This window comes from Faecalicatena contorta (genome assembly GCF_022835095.1).
Lineage (GTDB): Bacteria > Bacillota > Clostridia > Lachnospirales > Lachnospiraceae > Faecalicatena > Faecalicatena contorta.
Genome location: NZ_BQNQ01000001.1, coordinates 1,922,419 through 1,941,464 on the forward strand (window position 1 = coordinate 1,922,419; position 19,046 = coordinate 1,941,464).

At 48.6% G+C, this 19,046-nt stretch carries 16 protein-coding genes; 15 read left to right on the forward strand and 1 reads right to left on the reverse strand.

Going from position 1 to position 19,046, the window contains the following annotated elements; translation table 11 throughout:
* Positions 1-56 precede the first annotated feature (56 nt).
* From MWG26_RS08605 to MWG26_RS08675, 15 genes are all read left to right on the forward strand, one after another.
* On the forward strand, positions 57-686 hold the full coding sequence (locus MWG26_RS08605) for a single-stranded DNA-binding protein (RefSeq protein ID WP_025655625.1): 630 nt from the start codon (positions 57-59) through the stop codon (positions 684-686).
* A 118-nt stretch (positions 687-804) separates the two neighbouring features.
* The gene (dapA, locus tag MWG26_RS08610) at positions 805-1,695 is read left to right on the forward strand and encodes a 4-hydroxy-tetrahydrodipicolinate synthase (RefSeq protein ID WP_025655626.1); all 891 of its coding nucleotides are present in this window, start codon (positions 805-807) and stop codon (positions 1,693-1,695) included.
* Between the two features lie 132 nt (positions 1,696-1,827).
* On the forward strand, positions 1,828-2,586 hold the full coding sequence (dapB, locus tag MWG26_RS08615) for a 4-hydroxy-tetrahydrodipicolinate reductase (protein WP_025655627.1): 759 nt from the start codon (positions 1,828-1,830) through the stop codon (positions 2,584-2,586).
* A 49-nt stretch (positions 2,587-2,635) separates the two neighbouring features.
* The gene (locus tag MWG26_RS08620; RefSeq protein WP_025655628.1) at positions 2,636-4,588 is read left to right on the forward strand and encodes a fructose-bisphosphatase class III; all 1,953 of its coding nucleotides are present in this window, start codon (positions 2,636-2,638) and stop codon (positions 4,586-4,588) included.
* Positions 4,589-4,669: 81 nt separating this feature from the next.
* On the forward strand, positions 4,670-5,524 hold the full coding sequence (locus MWG26_RS08625; protein WP_044926743.1) for a sigma-70 family RNA polymerase sigma factor: 855 nt from the start codon (positions 4,670-4,672) through the stop codon (positions 5,522-5,524).
* A 102-nt stretch (positions 5,525-5,626) separates the two neighbouring features.
* Positions 5,627-5,977, forward strand: coding sequence for a hypothetical protein (locus MWG26_RS08630; protein WP_025655630.1), 351 nt, complete (start codon positions 5,627-5,629; stop codon positions 5,975-5,977).
* A gap of 211 nt (positions 5,978-6,188) precedes the next feature.
* Entirely contained in the window at positions 6,189-7,997 is a 1,809-nt protein-coding gene (iorA, locus tag MWG26_RS08635; RefSeq protein WP_025655631.1) for an indolepyruvate ferredoxin oxidoreductase subunit alpha, read from the forward strand.
* Complete coding sequence (locus MWG26_RS08640) at positions 7,990-8,580, forward strand: indolepyruvate oxidoreductase subunit beta (RefSeq protein WP_025655632.1); 591 nt, start codon at positions 7,990-7,992, stop codon at positions 8,578-8,580. Before iorA ends, MWG26_RS08640 begins: the two co-directional genes overlap by 8 nt.
* A 12-nt stretch (positions 8,581-8,592) precedes the next feature.
* Positions 8,593-9,825, forward strand: coding sequence for a phenylacetate--CoA ligase family protein (locus MWG26_RS08645; RefSeq protein ID WP_025655633.1), 1,233 nt, complete (start codon positions 8,593-8,595; stop codon positions 9,823-9,825).
* Between the two features lie 80 nt (positions 9,826-9,905).
* Positions 9,906-10,673: a phosphoribosylformimino-5-aminoimidazole carboxamide ribotide isomerase gene (gene hisA / locus MWG26_RS08650; protein ID WP_025655634.1), complete on the forward strand. Its 768-nt coding sequence runs from the start codon at positions 9,906-9,908 to the stop codon at positions 10,671-10,673.
* Between the two features lie 97 nt (positions 10,674-10,770).
* Complete coding sequence (secA, locus tag MWG26_RS08655) at positions 10,771-13,341, forward strand: preprotein translocase subunit SecA (protein ID WP_025655635.1); 2,571 nt, start codon at positions 10,771-10,773, stop codon at positions 13,339-13,341.
* Positions 13,342-13,473: 132 nt separating this feature from the next.
* A protein-coding gene (prfB, locus tag MWG26_RS08660) for a peptide chain release factor 2 (protein WP_117441034.1) occupies positions 13,474-14,575 on the forward strand; the annotation gives its coding sequence in 2 pieces (ribosomal slippage) (positions 13,474-13,548 and positions 13,550-14,575; 1,101 coding nt in all).
* 29 nt (positions 14,576-14,604) lie between these two features.
* Positions 14,605-15,822 (forward strand): homoserine dehydrogenase, encoded by a 1,218-nt coding sequence (locus MWG26_RS08665; protein WP_025655637.1) that lies wholly within the window; start codon positions 14,605-14,607, stop codon positions 15,820-15,822.
* A gap of 33 nt (positions 15,823-15,855) precedes the next feature.
* Positions 15,856-17,061 carry a cofactor-independent phosphoglycerate mutase gene (locus MWG26_RS08670; protein WP_117441029.1) on the forward strand — a complete coding sequence of 402 codons (1,206 nt, stop codon included), beginning with the start codon at positions 15,856-15,858 and terminating at the stop codon, positions 17,059-17,061.
* Between the two features lie 31 nt (positions 17,062-17,092).
* Complete coding sequence (locus MWG26_RS08675; protein WP_025655639.1) at positions 17,093-18,301, forward strand: aspartate kinase; 1,209 nt, start codon at positions 17,093-17,095, stop codon at positions 18,299-18,301.
* A 312-nt stretch (positions 18,302-18,613) separates the two neighbouring features.
* On the opposite strand, the gene MWG26_RS08680 is transcribed toward MWG26_RS08675, so the two are convergent.
* Complete coding sequence (locus tag MWG26_RS08680; RefSeq protein ID WP_025655640.1) at positions 18,614-18,988, reverse strand: helix-turn-helix transcriptional regulator; 375 nt, start codon at positions 18,986-18,988, stop codon at positions 18,614-18,616.
* Between the last annotated feature and the right edge of the window lie 58 nt (positions 18,989-19,046).

Consider the following 19,046-nt stretch of genomic DNA (forward strand, 5'->3'; position numbering starts at 1 on the left):
ATAGACTTAGTATTGACTCAAAAATACCACTCAGAGGAAGGGAGAACTACAAAATTATGTCAGATAAGATTATTGAAAACAATCAGGTAACAATCATGGGCGAGGTGGCTTCAAAATTCACATACAGCCACGAGGTATTCGGAGAAGGTTTTTATATGGTGGATGTGCTTGTGAAAAGGCTCAGCAATTCAGATGACCGGATTCCGCTTATGATTTCAGAGAGACTCATTGATGTGACCCAGGATTATACAGGGGAATTCATTATGGCCTCCGGGCAGTTCCGCTCTTACAACCGCCATGAAGAGCAGAAGAACAGGCTGGTGTTATCTGTATTTGTGCGGGAAGTTGAGTTTATCGACGAGGAGCTGGACGGGGCGAAGACAAACCACATACTGCTGGAGGGATACATATGCAAAAAGCCCGTGTACCGGAAAACACCGCTTGGACGTGAGATCGCAGACCTGCTGCTGGCAGTGAACAGGCCTTATGGAAAATCAGATTACATTCCATGCATCTGCTGGGGCAGAAATGCCAGATATGCATCCGGTTTTGAGGTAGGAGAGCATGTGCAGATTCTGGGCAGAATCCAGAGCCGGGAGTATGTAAAAAAATTATCTGAGACAGAAACGGAGACACGCATAGCGTATGAAGTATCTGTAAGTAAACTTGAATGTATGGAAGATTAAAGATAGAAGGAAGAAGGAGTGTCATTTTGTAAAATGACGCTCTTTCTTTACGTTGACATCAACCATTTTTAATGTTAAACTTTGGAAGAGATAAGCGAATTAGATTAGGAGGATGTATATGTCAATTTTTGAAGGAGCCGGCGTGGCTTTGATTACCCCATTTAAGGCAGATGGCAGTGTGAATTATGATAAGCTCGATGAGTTGATAAACTACCACTGTGAGAATGGCACAGACAGTATTATTATTTGTGGTACGACAGGCGAATCTTCTACATTAACCGAAGAAGAACATATGGATTGTATTAAGTTTACGATAGAGCGCACGAAGAAACGGATTCCGGTAATCGCCGGGACCGGATCCAACTGCACCCGCACCGCGGTGGAGATGTCAAAGGAAGCTGCGGAGGATGGGGCTGACGGCCTGCTTGTCGTGACTCCTTACTATAATAAGGCCACACAGGCCGGGCTTGTTGCCCATTATAAGGCGATTGCACAGGAGGCAAAGGCTCCGATCATTTTATACAGTGTTAAGAGCAGGACCGGCATGAATATTGAACCGGCTGCGGTAGCGCAGATGGCCAGAGAGGTGGAGAACATCGTGGCTGTTAAGGAAGCGTCCGGGGATATTTCCCAGATTACGAAGATTATGCAGCTGACAGACGGAAAGATTGACCTCTATTCCGGCAATGACGATCAGATTATACCTTTGATGGCTCTGGGCGGCAAGGGCGTTATTTCCGTATTGGCCAATATTGCGCCGAGAGAGACGCACGATATCTGTGAGAAGTTTTTCAAGGGAGATCTGGAAGGCAGCCGTGCACTTCAGCTCAAGGCGCTGCCGCTGATCGAGCAGCTGTTCTGTGAGGTGAATCCGATACCGGTCAAGAAGGCGGCGAATCTTATGGGTATGGAAGTAGGCGGCCTGAGAATGCCTTTGACAGAGATGACGGAAAAAAATGCGGCAAATCTGGCAAAAGCAATGGCTGATTTCGGGATTAAGCTTGCTTAATCAGGTAAATATATGATTGTGAAAGGGATATCATACGTTGAGTAACTGGCTCAAATGTGGTATCCTTTTTTATATAGAGGGACTCCTTTGAGAGTTCCGTACATTATATGAAAAGGCTCGGGAGGGACAGATATGATAAAGGTTTTAATGCATGGCTGCAACGGAAAGATGGGACAGATGATAACAGGACTCATCAGAGACGATGAACAGGTGGAGATTGCCGCAGGCGTGGATGCTTATACAGGGCTTGCTAATGACTATCCTGTGTTTGAGAGTGTGGATTCCTGTGATGTGGATGTGGACGTGGCGATTGATTTTTCAAACGCCGGAGCGGTGGACGGGCTCCTGGACTATTGTGTGGAAAAGCAGGTTCCTGTGGTGCTCTGCACAACCGGCCTGTCAAAGGAACAGCTCAAAAGGGTCAGTGAGGTCTCCAAAAAGGTCGCAGTGCTGAAGTCTGCGAATATGTCCATGGGAATTAACTTACTTCTGAAAATGCTCAAGGATGCCGCGAAGGTGCTTGCTCCGGCGGGCTACGATATTGAACTGGTGGAGAGGCACCATAACCAGAAGGTGGATGCTCCCAGCGGCACGGCCCTTGCTCTTGCAGATTCTATGAATGAGGCTTTGAATCATGAATATACTTATGTATATGACAGAAGCCAGGTGCGCAAAAAGAGGGAGAAGAAGGAGATGGGCATCTCAGCTGTCCGCGGCGGTACGATTGTCGGGGAGCATGAGGTGATTTTTGCCGGCCCGGACGAGGTGATCGAGTTCAGGCATACGGCTTATTCCAGAAGTGTTTTTGGAAAGGGTGCAGTGGAGGCGGCCAAATTCCTGGCAGGAAAAGAGGCCGGTATGTATGACATGAGTGATGTGATTCAATTTTAACATGATAAACGTGGATTGAAACCATCACAATGTATGGGGAGGAAGTATTATGAAAGATCTGGAAACAAGATATCTTGAGCGGCTTTCTGATTTATATCCGACGATTGCCGCGGCTTCAACAGAGATTATTAATCTGCAGGCAATTTTAAATCTGCCCAAGGGAACCGAACATTTTTTGACAGACATCCATGGGGAGTACGAGGCGTTTGCACATGTGCTGAAGAATGGGTCTGGTTCGGTAAGAAGAAAGATAGATGATGTTTTCGGTAATACCTTAAGTTCCAGGGACAAGCAGTCCCTGGCTACGCTGATTTATTATCCCAAGGACAAGATGGCCCAGGTGAAAAAAGTGGAGAGCAATATGGAGGACTGGTACAAGATCAATCTGTACCGTCTGATTGAAGTTAGCAAACGGGCGGCGAGCAAGTATACGAGGTCCAAGGTAAGAAAGGCGCTTCCGAAGGATTTTGCATACGTGATCGAAGAACTGATTACGGAGAAAGTGGAAGTAAATGATAAGGAATCTTATTATAATGAGATTATTAAGACAATTATCCGAATAGGCCGGGCGGAGGAGTTTATCGCGGCGATTTCGGAGCTAATCCAGCGTCTTGTCGTGGATCATTTACATATTGTGGGAGATATCTATGACAGAGGCCCGGGCCCCCATATCATTATGGATAAGCTGATGACCTATCACTCCCTGGATATCCAGTGGGGCAATCACGACGTCCTCTGGATGGGCGCGGCAGCAGGGCAGAGAGGCTGCATGGCGAATGTGGTGCGTATCTGTGCGAGGTACGGCAATCTGGATATTCTGGAGGACGGCTATGGGATTAATCTGCTTCCTCTGGCTACATTTGCGCTGCGGACTTACGGGGATGACCCGTGCACCTGCTTTGCACTGAAAGGACCGGAAAAGGCAAATAAGGCGGAGATGGAGATGGATCTTAGGATGCACAAGGCGATTTCCATTATCCAGTTTAAGGTGGAGGGGCAGATTATAAAGCGCCATAAAGATTTTGGGCTGGATGACAGGGCTCTTCTGCACAAGATTGATTTTGAGAAAGGGACGGTTAACCTTGACGGGACGGATTATCCTCTTCTGGATACGAATTTTCCGACGATAGACCCCAAAGATCCCTATAAGCTTTCGGAGGAAGAGAAAGAGATCATGGAGCGTATGGAGCGCGCATTTCTCGGCTGTGAGAAACTGCAGGAACATATGCGTTTTCTGCTTGCAAAGGGCAGCCTGTACAAGGTTTATAATCATAATCTGCTGTATCATGGCTGTGTGCCTTTAAATGAAGACGGCAGCCTGAAGGAAGTGTGTCTGTTCGGAAGAAAGTTTAAGGGAAAATCACTGTATGATGCCCTGGACCGGTATTTGAGAAAAGGATTTTTTGCATTGAACGAGAGGGAACGGGAGGACGGCAAGGATATGATGTGGTATATCTGGCTGAATCCGAATTCTCCGCTGTTTGGAAAGAATAAAATGGCTACATTTGAGAGATACTTCCTTGCAGAGAAGGAAACACATGTGGAGAAGAAGAATCCGTATTATTATCTTCTCGAGAAAGAAGAGGTGATCGACAATATTATGCGGGAGTTCGGTCTCTGTCCGGATGAAGCGCATGTTGTCAACGGTCATGTCCCTGTAAAATGCAAGAATGGAGAAAGCCCCATAAAATGCAACGGCAAGGTACTTGTGATTGACGGTGGATTTTCGAAGGCTTACCAGAAGGAGACGGGAATTGCTGGTTATACGTTGATTTACAATTCTTACGGACTGCTTCTGGTTGCCCATGAGCCTTTTGAATCCACAGAAGCGGCGATCCAGAAGGAGAGCGATATCCACTCGGATTATATGGTGGTAAAGCGGGTGCTGGAGCGGCGCCTGGTCGGTGATACTGATATTGGAAAAGAACTGAAGGAGCAGGTGGCAGATCTGGAAAGGCTGCTTGCGGCATATCGAAGTGGTGAAATTATCGAAAAAATATGAGAAACGAGGTACTGCCCGGAATCCATTTTCCGGGCAGTCTGCGCATATAGAAATATTAAGACAGAAAGGCTTGGAAATAACATGGAAAAATATGCAGGGCAGGGATTTTCAATTCCTGATAATGTAGAGGTGACGGAACCTCTGAAAATCTATTTGAAAGAGATTGGGAGCATTCCTCCTCTCAGTGCCGGTGAAGAGCTCGAACTGGGGAAAAGAATCGCGGCAGGGGACACAGACGCGAAACGGAAGCTGGAGGAGGCGAATCTCTGTCTGGTCGTGTCAGCCGCCGGGCAGTACAGCGGGCGCGGCCTGCAGTTTTTGGATCTGATCCAGGAAGGCAGTATTGGGCTGATGCAGGCTGTAGAAATGTTTGATTATACAAGGGACGGCACATTTTCCGATTATGCACGCAGCTTTATTGAGGAGGCCATAAAACGTGCAGTCGATGAACAGTCCAGGGAAATCCGTGTGCCGGCTTATGTTGCAGAGAATATGAAAAAGGTACAGAAAATCTCAAATGAACTGCGGCAGGAACTGGGGCGTGCGGCTACGGCAGGCGAGATTGCGGGAAGGATTGGGGATAAGACAGAAGAGGAAGTGAAAAGCGTGCTGGCATTTCTTGAAAATCCGGTTTCACTGGAGGCTCACACAGAGGAGGAAGAGGATGATATTCTGGAAGATCATATCGAGGATCAAGAAGAAAAGACTCCGGAAGATGCGGTGAATCTTTTAATTCAAAAAGAAGAAGTGCATCATCTCCTGGAGAATCTGAGCGAAAGGGAACGTCATGTAATCAGCATGCGTTTTGGTCTGGAGGATGGCAGGGTCCATACCCAGGAAGAAGTTGGACGGGAGCTGAATGTGTCAAAAGAGCGGATCTGTCAGATTGAAGAACGTGCGATGAAAAAACTCCGCGAAGCCGCCGAAAAAGAATAGTATCCGAGGTTCCTGTTAAAATAGAAATTTTTCCCACACATAAACATTCTAAAATTGCAAATATTACTAACACAAGATTATGAATGGAAAGGGAGAAATAAAATGAAAAGATTTAAAAAGTTTTTATTATTAATGATGTGTGTTGGAGTACTTTGCGGTGTAACAGCATGTGGTACAGATAAGAACACAAACGATGGAAAAACAAATACAACTGACGAGAAGAATATGAACGATGCTACAAACGGCAAAGACACCAAGGATAATAAAGGCGATGGTGCGGTAGATAACGCAGTGGATGATGTAACGGATGCTGTAGATGATGCTGCTGATGATCTTACAGATAACAATGGTCCTGAAAAGGATAATCTGGAAGACAGAAATACGAACAACAAAGATGTAAATAATAACGATGCAGCTAACAACACAGATAACAATGCTGCAAACAATCAGTAGGATAACACCGCAGAATCTGCGAAGGGGTCTGACCCCTATGCGCCCCATTTTCTTAATTGTTTCAAACAATTAAGAATTCGAGGTTCATAGGGGTCAGACCCCTAGTTTTTTCAACTTTACTGTGGTAAAATAGCACAATGAGACATTTCATAAGTTAAGATATCATTCGAATACGTAAAGAAACAAAAGTAAAGGAGTACATATTATGAGTATGGAAAGAAAGCTTGTTATGGGCAACGAAGCGATTGCCCTGGGTGCTGTCCGTGCCGGTGTGAGAATGGTGGCCGGTTATCCGGGGACGCCGTCGACAGAGATTCTGGAGACAGTTGCAAAGTATAATGACGGGAGCATTCACGTGGAGTGGTCTACCAATGAGAAGGCCGCTATGGAAGTCGGTGCAGGAGCTGCTTATGCCGGCGCCAGAACGCTGGTTACGATGAAACAGGTGGGGCTGAATGTGGCTTCCGACCCTCTGATGAGTCTTGCCTATGTTGGGGTAAAAGGCGGTATGGTGATTGTGTCGGCGGATGATCCGGGACCGATTTCTTCACAGACGGAACAGGATACAAGACATTTTGCACAATTCTCGAAGCTGCCTGTGTTTGATCCATCATCACCGGATGAGGCATATCTGATGATTGCGGATGCTTTTGAGTATTCGGAAAAGTACCAGACGCCGGTGCTTTTCCGCCCGACGACAAGAGTGTGTCACGCCTGTGTGAGCATTGATCTGCTGCCAAAGCTGGATGTGCCTGAGCCGGAAGGGTTCATCAAGGATACCATGCGCTGGGTAATTTTCCCCAGGCTTTCCTACCAGAATCATATCAAGATAGAAGCGAGAAATGTGGAACTGTCGGAAGTCTTTTCTTCCTACGACAAGAACCTGCGAAGGGAAGGAAAAGGCAGGAAAGGCGTTGTCTCTGGCGGGGTAAGTTTTGCGTATACGAGCGAAGTGATACCGGAGGATGCGCCGCTTTTGAAGATCAGCACGCCTCATCCGTTTCCGGAGCGTCTGGCGAAAGAATTTATGGAGGACCTGGATGAAGTGCTGGTACTGGAAGAACTGGATCCGGTGATTGAAAAGGAACTGCTTCAGATTGTGGGTAAATACCATCTGAATGTAAAGATTTGTGGAAAACTTACGCATGATACGAAGAATGCGGGGGAAAACAGTGTGGAAAGCATTAGGGGGGATCTGGAGCATTTTCTTGGGGCCGAAGAAATTGATTCAAAAGAGCAGGGCAGTGCACGGGGGGATATACCGCAGCTGCCGGTCAGGCCTCCGGTTCTGTGTGCCGGGTGTCCCCACAGAGCTTCCTTCTATGCAGTGAAGAAGGCAATGCGCGGGAAAAAGGCGGTATTCAGCGGGGATATCGGCTGTTATACCCTGGGAAACGCGAAGCCGCTGGATATGGTGGATACCTGCCTCTGTATGGGGGCAGATGTAACGATCGCCCAGGGATTACATATTATAGAACCCGACGCGGTGAACTTTGCGTTCATCGGAGATTCCACATTTTTCGCTTCCGGTATTACCGGAGTTGTGAATGCTGTTTACAATCAGACGGACATTGTGCTGATTGTGCTGGATAATTCTACAACGGCGATGACCGGCCACCAGCCTCATCCTGGAACAGGTGTAACCATGATGGGGGAGGTTGCGGCCAAAATCAGTATCGAGAATATTTTGCGGGGAATCGGGTTAACGTGGATTGAAACCGTTGATCCGCTGAACCTGGAGCTTGCTGCAGACACGGTGAAGAGGGCAGCCAAAGAAAAGGGGGTGCGTGCCGTGATCTTCAAGTCTCCGTGCATTGCGGTAGCAAAACCGGGAACGTTATATGAGGTAAAGCAGGAGTCCTGTACAAAGTGCAAGGTCTGCATCAGCCAGCTGGGATGCCCGGCAATTACAGTAAATGGCGGTGAAATTGTGGTGGAGCCGTCTCTGTGTTATGGATGCGGCCTTTGCAGCCAGGTATGTCCGTCAGGAGCAATCGGGGAGGTGGAAAGCGATGAATAAAAGTTGTCTGTTATGTGGAGTCGGAGGACAGGGCGTTGTGCTTGCCTCTAAACTAATTGCCTATGCGGCTATGGAGCAGGGAAAATTTGTGAGAACGACGGAGACCATCGGGATGGCACAGCGCGGAGGCTCTGTTGTGAGCCATGTGCGGATGGGGACAGAGGTGCATTCTCCGTTGATTCCGCTGAAATGTGCGGATATGCTGCTGGCATTTGAACCGGCAGAGGCGGTGCGCTGTCTGCCGTATTTAAAAGTGGGCGGTACAGTGATCGTCAGCAGCAAGGCGGTAAAACCGGTTACGGCCACGCTGAGCGGCAGTACATATGAAGGAACCGAGATGCTGGATTATCTGAAAAAAAATGTAGAGAACCTTGCCATATTGGACGGAGAAGAGATCTGCAGCCAGGCGGGTTCTTCCAGGGTTTTGAATGTAGCGCTGCTGGGCGCGGCGGCTGCCAGCGGCGTGCTGGACATTTCCGCAGAAGAGATGGAAAGTGCCGTGGCCGTCAACGTGAAGGAAAAATTTCTGGATATGAACAGGAAAGCATTAACACTTGGAATGACCGCGTTTGAAAAGGCATAGAGGGGAGCAGATATGAAAATGACAGAATTACAGCTGGAGCTGATTAAAGAAAATCTGAAACAGCTGACATCCAAAGATTGTTTTTACAAAGAAAAGTTTCAGGATATCGACGTTTCAAAAATACAGAGTCAGGAAGACTTTGAAAAGCTGCCGTTTACCTGGAAGGGAGATCTACGGGAGGCATATCCGCTGGGGCTGCAGGCCGTGCCCGATGAAGAGGTAGTGAGAATTCATTCGTCTTCAGGGACAACGGGGACTCCGGTTATTATCCCTTATACCAAAAAGGATGTGAAAGACTGGGCGAAGATGTTTGCCCGCTGTTACGAGATGGCCGGAATCACGGCGCTGGACAGAATTCAGATTACTCCCGGATACGGACTGTGGACCGCCGGTATCGGATTTCAGGCAGGCGCCGAGTATTTAGGTGCAATGACGATTCCGATGGGACCAGGTAATACGGATAAACAGCTCCGCATGATGAAGGATATGAAAGCCACCGTTTTGTGTGCGACTTCTTCTTATGCACTGCTTTTGGCGGAGGAGATTGCAAAAAGGGGTATTTCTGACAAGATACATCTGAAAAAGGGCGTGATCGGTTCCGAGCGGTGGGGTGAAAAGATGAGAAAACGGATCGCCTCGGAGCTGGGGGTTCAGTTGTATGATATCTATGGGCTGACGGAAGTGTATGGGCCGGGAATTGCCATGAGCTGTGATTATGAATGCGGAATGCATTATTGGGATGACTATCTGTATTTTGAGATTGTGGATCCAAAGACAGGGGAAACTGTACCCGACGGTGAAATCGGCGAGCTGGCGATTACAACCCTGCGCAAACAGGGCGCACCGCTTGTCCGATACCGTACCCATGACCTGACGCGTTTTATACCGGGTGAGTGCAGGTGCGGTTCAAAGTTCCCGCGGATCGATACACTGATCGGAAGAACGGATGATATGGTAAAGGTAAAAGGCGTCAATATCTTCCCGAGCCAGATTGAAGAAATGCTGGGCGGAGTACCGGAGGCTTCCAGCGAGTACCAGTTTATGCTGGACCATATGAATGGAAAAGATGTCTGCACCCTGTTTGTGGAAGTGAACAAGAATGTGGATAAAAAGCAGGCGGAAGAAGCTGTGAAAAAGGCGTTTAAGACGAAAATCGGTATTACTGTGAATGTGATGCCGGTATCAATCGGAGATCTGCCGAGAAGCGAGAAAAAATCTACACGTATATTTGATAACCGATATTGATAAATGTTTGACAATGAGGTTCAAGGGGGTCAGACCCCTCTGCAGAGGGGTCTGACCCCCTTGAACAAGAAAGGAAGAAGATGAAATTCAGACCATGTATTGACATCCATAATGGAAAGGTGAAACAGATCGTAGGAGGCAGCCTGCGGGATCAGGGGGACCAGGCGGTTACCAATTTTGATTCGGAGCTGGACGCTGAATGGTATGCTGGACTTTATCGGCGGGACGGTCTCAAGGGAGGCCACATCATCCTTCTGAACCCTGCAGCTTCGGAATATTATGAAGCTACAAAAAAACAGGCTTTGCTCGCTCTCGCCGCATACCCCGGAGGGATGCAGATCGGCGGTGGAATCCATGCAGGTAATGCGGCGGAGTACCTGGAAGCGGGAGCCAGCCATGTAATTGTGACTTCTTACGTTTTTCAGGACGGAGTGTTCCATGGGGAAAATCTGAAACGCCTGGTGTCCGCTGTCGGAAGGAAACATATCGTACTGGATCTGAGCTGCAGGAAGAGAGGCGGGGCATATTACATTGTAACAAACCGCTGGCAGACCTTTACCGATGTCCGCCTTACGCCTGAGGTACTGGACAAGCTTTCTGCATCCTGTGATGAATTCCTTGTGCACGGTGTCGATGTGGAGGGAAAATCTTCCGGTGTGGAGACGGAGCTTGTGTATATGTTAAGTGGGTGGAATAAAATCCCCGTCACATATGCAGGCGGTATTGGCAGCATGGAAGATCTGGACGCCTTTGCTTCCGTGAGCGGGAAAAAACTGGATTTTACAATTGGCAGTGCGCTGGATTTATTCGGAGGAAACATTCCCTATGAGATTATTGCAAAGCTGTAAATGAATTATTAACAAGTAATGAATTTGTTGAATTCACTGGAAGATAGTGTTAGAATGGAGCGTAGAGTAAATTTAGACAAGGAGTAAATTACAGATTATGGGTTTTATAGAGAAGATTTTCGGAACACACAGCGAAAATGAATTAAAGCGTATTTACCCAATCGTGGATCGGATCGATTCGTTGGAACCAGAGTTTCAGGCTCTTTCCGACGCAGAATTAAAAGACAAGACAAGAGAATTCAAAAGGCGGCTTGCCGATGGGGAGACCTTGGATGATATCCTTCCCGAAGCATATGCAACCGTTCGGGAAGCGGCAAAGAGAAGTCTGGGAATGCGCCATTACCGCGTCCAGCTGATCGGCGGAATTATCCTTCATCAGGGACGTATCTCGGAGATGAAGACCGGTGAAGGTAAGACCCTGGTTTCAACACTTCCTGCATATCTGAACGCGCTGGAAGGAAAGGGCGTGCAGATTGTAACAGTCAATGACTATCTTGCAAAGCGTGATGCCGAGTGGATGGGAAAGGTTCATGAATTCCTGGGACTGACCGTAGGGGTAGTCTTGAACTCTATGGATAATGATGAGCGCCGTGCAGCATACAGCTGTGACATCACATATGTTACCAATAACGAGCTGGGCTTTGACTATCTGAGAGATAACATGGTCATTTATAAGGAGCAGCTTGTACAGAGAGGACTGAACTACGCCATCATCGATGAGGTCGATTCCGTTTTGATCGACGAGGCCAGGACTCCTTTGATTATTTCCGGCCAGAGCGACAAGTCTACAAAGTTGTATGAGGCCTGCGATATTCTGGCGCGTCAGCTGGAACGGGGCGAGGCCAGCGGCGAATTCTCCAAGATGAACGCCATCATGGGGGAAGACATCGAGGAGACGGGAGACTTTATCGTTAATGAGAAGGAAAAGGCAGTCAACCTGACCGAAGACGGTGTGAAGAAAGTAGAGAAGTTCTTCCATATCGAAAACCTGGCGGATGCCGAAAACCTGGAGATCCAGCACAATATCATTCTGGCACTGCGCGCACACAATCTGATGTTCCGCGATCAGGATTATGTAGTGACTCCGGAGGGGGAGGTTGTGATCGTCGATGAGTTTACCGGACGTATCATGCCGGGACGCCGCTATTCGGACGGCCTGCATCAGGCAATAGAAGCGAAAGAACACGTAAAGGTAAGGCGTGAGAGTAAGACACTTGCGACCATTACATTCCAGAATCTGTTCAACAAATACGAGAAAAAGAGCGGGATGACAGGTACGGCCCTCACAGAAGAAAAAGAGTTCCGTGATATTTACGGAATGGACGTGATCGAGATACCGACCAATGAGCCGGTACAGAGAATGGATCTGGAGGACGCGGTATATAAGACTCAAAAAGAAAAGTTCAAAGCGGTTGTGGAAGAAGTCGAGAAAGCTCACGCGAAGGGGCAGCCGGTACTGGTCGGCACCATAACCATCGAGATCTCCGAGCTGCTGAGCAAGATGCTGAAAAAAGCGGGCATCCCGCATAAAGTTCTGAATGCCAAATATCATGAAATGGAGGCCGAGATCGTAGCGGATGCCGGTATACACGGCGCGGTAACGATTGCCACCAACATGGCGGGCCGTGGTACAGATATTAAGCTGGATGACGAGGCAAAGGCCGCGGGCGGACTGAAGATCATCGGTACGGAACGCCACGAGTCCAGACGAATAGATAACCAGCTGCGCGGACGTTCCGGACGTCAGGGAGACCCGGGGGAGTCCCGTTTCTATATTTCCCTGGAAGACGACCTGATGCGCCTGTTCGGTTCTGAAAAGCTGATGAGCGTGTTCAGCACACTTGGAGTAGAGGACGGAGAGCAGATCGAACACAAGATGCTTTCCAGTGCGATTGAGAAGGCGCAGAAGAAGATCGAGAGCAACAACTTTGGTATCCGTAAGAATCTGCTGGAATACGATCAGGTCATGAACGAGCAGAGAGAGATTATTTACAGCGAGAGACGCCGTGTGCTGGACGGCGAGAGTATGAGGGATACGATTTACAGCATGATCACGGAATACGTGGAGAATACAGTGGACCGTTTCGTGTCATCGGAAGTAGATGCTGAAGAGTGGGATCTTACTGGTCTGGATGTGACTCTGCATGCGGTCATCCCACAGCTGAAACTGCCTTCGGTGAAAGAGGCGCAGGAGATGCAGCAGAAGGAGCTGAAACACCTTCTGAAGGAACGCGCCGTAAAAGCTTATGAGGCAAAAGAGGCAGAATTTCCGGAGGCAGAGCATCTGCGTGAGGTAGAGCGTGTCGTATTGCTGAAAGTCATTGACGGCAGATGGATGGATCATATCGACGATATGGATCAGCTTCGTCAGGGAATCGGGCTTCAGGCATACGGTCAGAGAGACCCGCTTGTCGAGTACAAGATGATGGGATATGATATGTTCGGCGAGATGACCAACTCCATCGCCGAGACAACCATCCGCACCCTGTTCCACCTCCGTATTGAACAGAAGGTGGAAAGAGAACAGGTGGCAAAGGTGACCAGTACCAATAAGGACGAGAGTGCGGTCCGCGCACCGAAAAAGCGGGAAGAGAAGAAGATTTATCCAAACGACCCGTGTCCGTGCGGAAGCGGAAAGAAGTACAAACAGTGCTGCGGAAGAAGATAATAAAAATCAATAACAGTTCACACAGGTCTGAACTGTTACAAAAATCAAACAAAAGTGCAGAATAAATGACTGCACTGCATATGAGAATCTGTCATGGCAGATTCTCATTTAAATGAGAAAGAGGTGAATAAGGTGGTTTTGTTAGACGAATTAAAAGCAAGGCTTACTGCATACGAAGAACCGCTGAAAGATCTGAGGGATTCACTTTGACTTAGCGTCAAAGAAAGAGCGGATTGAAGAGTTAGAAAGAAAGATAGAAGAACCCGGTTTCTGGGATGAGCCGGAAAAGTCGCGGCATACGATGCAGCATCTCAAGGCTCTCCAGGAGTCTGTCAAGCAGATCGAGCAGCTTTACGGGGATCATGAGGATATCGGTCTCCTGATCGAGATGAGCGAAGAGGATCCGGACGAGGAGACCATAAAGGGGATTGAGGAAGAACTGGCCCGTTTCGAAGAAGAATTTGAGGCGCTGCGGATCCAGACACTTCTGACAGGGGAATACGACAGCAGTAATGCGATTGTTACCCTGCATGCCGGCGCGGGCGGGACGGAATCCTGCGACTGGGCCAGCATGCTGTACCGGATGTACAGCCGTTGGGCAGAGAAAAAGGGCTTTTCACTGGAAGTGCTGGATTATCTGGACGGCGATGTGGCCGGGATAAAGGGCGTAACTTTTGAGGTGGAAGGAGAGAACGCATACGGATATCTGCGCTCCGAAAAGGGCGTGCACCGTCTGGTCAGAATCTCTCCGTTTAATGCTGCCGGTAAACGGCAGACATCGTTCGCATCCTGCGATGTGATCCCGGATATTGAGGATGACATTGACATTGAGATCAATGAGGAAGACCTGCGGATCGATACGTACCGTTCCGGCGGTGCAGGGGGGCAGCACGTCAATAAGACATCCTCTGCTGTCCGCATCACGCATCAGCCTACTGGGATTGTTGTTCAGTGCCAGAACGAACGTTCCCAGCATATGAACAAAGACAAGGCAATGCAGATGCTCAAGGCAAAGCTGTATCTGCTCAAACAGCAGGAGCAGGCGGATAAAGTGTCAGGAATCCGGGGCGAAGTTAAAGAGATCGGCTTCGGAAGCCAGATCAGGTCTTATGTCATGCAGCCTTATACGATGGTGAAGGATCATCGTACGAATATGGAGATCAGTAATGTGAACGGGGTCATGGATGGAAACCTGGACCCGTTTATTAACGCATATCTGAGTATAAAACCATAACAAAAGGAAAAGGGAAAAAGGAGGAAAACATGGTAAATATAGCGGTAATGGGATACGGTACAGTGGGTTCGGGAGTCGTAGAGGTCATCAATACAAACGGGAAGCGGATCAATCAGAGAGTCGGTGATGAGATCAACATCAAATATGTTCTGGATCTCAGAGATTTTCCGGGAGATCCGATCCAGGAAAAACTGGTTCACGATTTTGACGTAATTGTAAATGATCCTGACGTGCAGATCGTGGTGGAGGTTATGGGCGGTATCGAGCCGGCTTATACTTTCGTCAAGCGCTGCCTGCAGGCTGGGAAAAGTGTAGCGACCTCTAACAAGGCTCTGGTGGCAAAACATGGGGCAGAACTTCTCTCCATTGCAAGAGACAACAATATCAACTTTTTGTTTGAAGCCAGCGTCGGAGGAGGCATCCCGATTATCCGTCCCCTGAATTCATCCATGACGGCCGATGAGATCGAAGAGATCACAGGAATCCTCAACGGAACAACGAACTATATGCTGAGCAAAATGTTCTATGAGGGGGCTGACTACGATGAAGTTCTGAAAGAAGCCCAGGCAAACGGGTATGCGGAGCGCAACCCGGAGGCGGATGTGGAAGGCTACGATGCCTGCAGGAAAATTGCGATCCTGTCCTCCCTGATTTCAGGGCAGCAGGTAGATTTTGAAGATATCTATACCGAAGGTATTACCAATATCACTAAAGAAGATATGATGTATGCGAAAGCACTCGGCATGACTATAAAGCTTCTCGCTTCCAGCAAAAGAGACGGCGATAATCTGCATGCGATTGTTGCTCCTTACATGCTCCACAAGGAGCACCCGCTCTATAATGTAAATGATGTGTTCAATGCCATCTTTGTCCATGGCAATGTGCTTGGCGACGCCATGTTCTATGGCAGCGGAGCCGGAAAACTGCCGACAGCCAGTGCGGTTGTTTCCGATGTAGTGGATGAGGCGAAGCATCTGAACCGGAATATCATGACCATGTGGAAGAGTGAAAAGTTAAGCCTTCAGCCGATCTCGGCAACCAGTAAAAAGTATTTTGTAAGAATCCAGGGGGATGCCGATGCAATGAAGGCGCATCTGGAGAGCAAGTTTGGCCCAATCGAGATTGTGAAGGCAGAGGGCCTGAAAAACGAATTCGGTTTCGTTACAGGTGTGATGACAGAAGGTGCTTATGAAGAAAATGCGAAAGAATTTCCAAGCATTCTGCATATGATACGTGTAGAAGGTTAAGATAAAGACCTGAAAATAAACTGGAGGCATAACATGAAATATGTAATTGTACTGTGTGACGGAGCTGCAGATGAACCGCTGGAGGAACTGGGCGGCAGAACCCCGCTGCAGGCAGCTGAGACTCCCAACACAGATAAACTGGCGCCCAAATCAGAGATCGGCATGGTCCGCACCGTGCCTGCAGGGATGGCGCCCGGGAGCGATACGGCGAATCTGTCCGTGATCGGATATGACCCAAAAGAGTATTATACCGGAAGATCCCCGTTAGAAGCGTTGAGCATCGGAGTGGATATGGAACCTTCTGACGTTGCTTTCCGCTGCAATATTGTGACATTGACGGAGGCGCAGGACTGCTATGAAGACAGAGTGATTGTGGATCACAGCTCCGATGAAATCAGCACAGAGGACGCGTCCGTACTCATTGAGGCACTGAAGGAAGGACTGGAGCGGGAAGACTACGAGTTCTACGTGGGAACCAGCTACAGACATCTTCTGATTCAGAAAGAGGGCAGGGTAGTGGAGCTGACCGCTCCCCATGATATTCTGACCAGGAGAATCGGGGACTATCTGCCCGCCGATCCTATCCTGCGTGAAATGATGGAAAAAAGTTATGACATACTATCCGTCCATCCACTGAATGTTGAGAGAAAAAGGCAGGGGAAGAACCCGGCCAATTCCGCTTGGTTCTGGGGAGCAGGCACAAGGCCTATGCTGACCTCCTTTGAAGAAAAGTTCGGAAAGAAAGGCGCCATGATCTCTGCGGTGGATCTGCTGAAAGGCATTGCCACAGGGGCCGGGATGCACAATATTTCAGTGGACGGAGCCAATGGCGGTTTACATACCAATTATGCCGGAAAAGCAAAGGCAGCTGTGAAAGCTCTGACACAGGAGGGGTATGATTTTGCCTACATCCATGTGGAGGCGCCAGATGAGATGGGGCATCAGGGCAGTTTTAAAAATAAAATAACGGCCATTGAGAATATCGATGCCCATATCATCGGCCCGGCGGCGGAGATGCTGGAAGCGGCAGGGAAAGAGTTCCGCATGCTGATACTTCCGGATCATCCGACACCGGTAAGCGTGCGCACTCATACAGGAGATCCTGTGCCATACCTGCTATATGACAGCAGAAATGCGGTGCAGGGTTTGGCTTCCTACGACGAGGAGAGTGCTCGCAGCAGCGGAATAAGGGAAGAAGTGGGACACACATTGATTTCCCGTCTTTTTGAGCAGAAATAATGCACAGCCGGTCAGAAATCAGGAGGACAACATGCTGATAGTTAAAAAATTTGGGGGAAGTTCAGTTGCGGACAGGGAATGTCTTTTCCGCGTGGCTGAGCGCTGTATCGAAGAATACAGAAAAGGAAACGACGTGATCGTTGTCTTGTCTGCAATGGGGGACACAACGGACGAACTCATAGAAAAAGCGAAGTTAATCACTGCAGAACCGTCGAAAAGAGAGATGGATATGCTGCTTACAACAGGAGAGCAGGTCTCGGCATCTCTACTGGCTATGGCCATCAACTCGCTGGGAGTGCCGGCCGTCTCACTGAATGCATTCCAGGTCAGGATGCACTGCACATCTGCCTACGGCAATGCCAGGTTTAAACGGGTAGAATCCGAAAGAATACGCCACGAACTGGATTCCAGAAAAATAGTGGTTGTCACAGGCTTTCAGGGCGTGAATAAATACGAGGATTATGCAACACTTGGCAGAGGCGGTTCAGATACCACCGCAGTAGCCATTGCGGCTGCACTTCATGCGGATGCCTGCGAGATCTATACGGATGTGGACGGCGTATACACTGCGGATCCGCGGATCGTGCCGAATGCGAGGAAACTGGATGCCATCAGTTATGATGAGATGCTGGAACTCGCGTCACTGGGGGCGAGAGTGCTCCACAACCGTTCCGTGGAGATGGCAAAAAAATACGGTGTACAGCTGGTCGTACGTTCCAGTCTGAACAGAAATGAAGGAACGGTAGTCAAGGAGGTAGTGAAATTGGAGAAAATGTTAATCAGCGGAGTTGCTTCCGACAAAAACACATCCAGAGTTTCCGTGATCGGTGTAGACGATAAGCCCGGCGTGGCATTTAAAATATTCAACACACTGGCAAGGAAGGGGATCAATGTGGACATCATTTTGCAGTCAGTAGGACGAGAGGGAACAAAAGACATCTCCTTTACCGTTGCGCAGGACGATTTGGAAGAAACGCTCAGGATTCTGAATGAAAATAAAGAGGAGCTGACAATCCAGGCAATCGAACACAAAGACAATGTAGCCAAAATCTCCATCGTCGGTGCGGGCATGATGAGCAATCCGGGTGTGGCAGCAAAAATGTTTGAGGCACTGTTCAATGCGGGCGTAAATATCAACATGATATCCACGTCCGAAGTGCGGATCACTGTGTTGATTGAAGAAAACGATGTAGAAAGAGCCATGATAGCAGTACACGACAGATTCGGGCTGGCGGAGTAATGGATTGAGGGGCACTTTCCTGACCAGGAAGAAGTCGGGCCCGTATGTGTGCGGTACTGCGCGGGAGGACGGATGAGGGCATTTAGGCGGCGGTAAGCGCCCCTTCATCAAAAAGAGCATTGAAATATGGACCGTCTGCAGGGTTACAAGCCCTGCAGGCGAGCTGACCTGCAGGGTGAATGCATCGGCATTCACGCGAATGTCAGCGGTGTCCAATATTTCAATGCTCTTTTTGATTAGGGGCGCTTACCGCCGCCGGCAGCTCTCAGCTAGGCCATATTCCCATTTCCTCCGGCGTCCGCATACCCTCTACTATTCAACGAGTAGCCTTTTGACTACTGCTTTTACGTCTTCACCTGCATTCCGAACGCCCATGACAATTGCAACCTCTTCTTCTGAAAGATATATGGTGTCACCGGTCAGGAGTTCTATTCCTGGTTGAAATGGTCCTTTATCCTCCTGGATTATGCCGTCTGCCCTGTAGGGATGTTTAATCAGATCGTCCAGTGTTATGTTATAAATCTGTGCAATTTTAAGGAGCAGGTCTAAATCCGGCGTTCTTTTGCCGGTTTCGTAGTTTGAATATGCCTGCCGGGAGATGTTCAGCGCTCTACCAAGTTCTTTTTGAGTCATTCTGCGGGCCTTTCTGTAACGCCCCAAGTTTTCAACCAGTTGTATATTGGCCAATGTGACACCTCCATTCACAGGAAAATTGAAATCTTCATAAATTATAGCAATTTTTCCT

Excerpts from the sequence above, each read along its gene's own strand:
- MWG26_RS08605 (WP_025655625.1), top strand. The coding sequence starts at position 57 with ATGTCAGATAAGATTATTGAAAACAATCAGGTAACAATCATGGGCGAG.
- dapA (WP_025655626.1), top strand. The coding sequence starts at position 805 with ATGTCAATTTTTGAAGGAGCCGGCGTGGCTTTGATTACCCCATTTAAG.
- dapB (WP_025655627.1), top strand. The coding sequence starts at position 1,828 with ATGATAAAGGTTTTAATGCATGGCTGCAACGGAAAGATGGGACAGATG.
- MWG26_RS08620 (WP_025655628.1), top strand. The coding sequence starts at position 2,636 with ATGAAAGATCTGGAAACAAGATATCTTGAGCGGCTTTCTGATTTATAT.
- MWG26_RS08625 (WP_044926743.1), top strand. The coding sequence starts at position 4,670 with ATGGAAAAATATGCAGGGCAGGGATTTTCAATTCCTGATAATGTAGAG.
- MWG26_RS08630 (WP_025655630.1), top strand. The coding sequence starts at position 5,627 with ATGAAAAGATTTAAAAAGTTTTTATTATTAATGATGTGTGTTGGAGTA.
- iorA (WP_025655631.1), top strand. The coding sequence starts at position 6,189 with ATGGAAAGAAAGCTTGTTATGGGCAACGAAGCGATTGCCCTGGGTGCT.
- MWG26_RS08640 (WP_025655632.1), top strand. The coding sequence starts at position 7,990 with ATGAATAAAAGTTGTCTGTTATGTGGAGTCGGAGGACAGGGCGTTGTG.
- MWG26_RS08645 (WP_025655633.1), top strand. The coding sequence starts at position 8,593 with ATGAAAATGACAGAATTACAGCTGGAGCTGATTAAAGAAAATCTGAAA.
- hisA (WP_025655634.1), top strand. The coding sequence starts at position 9,906 with ATGAAATTCAGACCATGTATTGACATCCATAATGGAAAGGTGAAACAG.
- secA (WP_025655635.1), top strand. The coding sequence starts at position 10,771 with ATGGGTTTTATAGAGAAGATTTTCGGAACACACAGCGAAAATGAATTA.
- MWG26_RS08665 (WP_025655637.1), top strand. The coding sequence starts at position 14,605 with ATGGTAAATATAGCGGTAATGGGATACGGTACAGTGGGTTCGGGAGTC.
- MWG26_RS08670 (WP_117441029.1), top strand. The coding sequence starts at position 15,856 with ATGAAATATGTAATTGTACTGTGTGACGGAGCTGCAGATGAACCGCTG.
- MWG26_RS08675 (WP_025655639.1), top strand. The coding sequence starts at position 17,093 with ATGCTGATAGTTAAAAAATTTGGGGGAAGTTCAGTTGCGGACAGGGAA.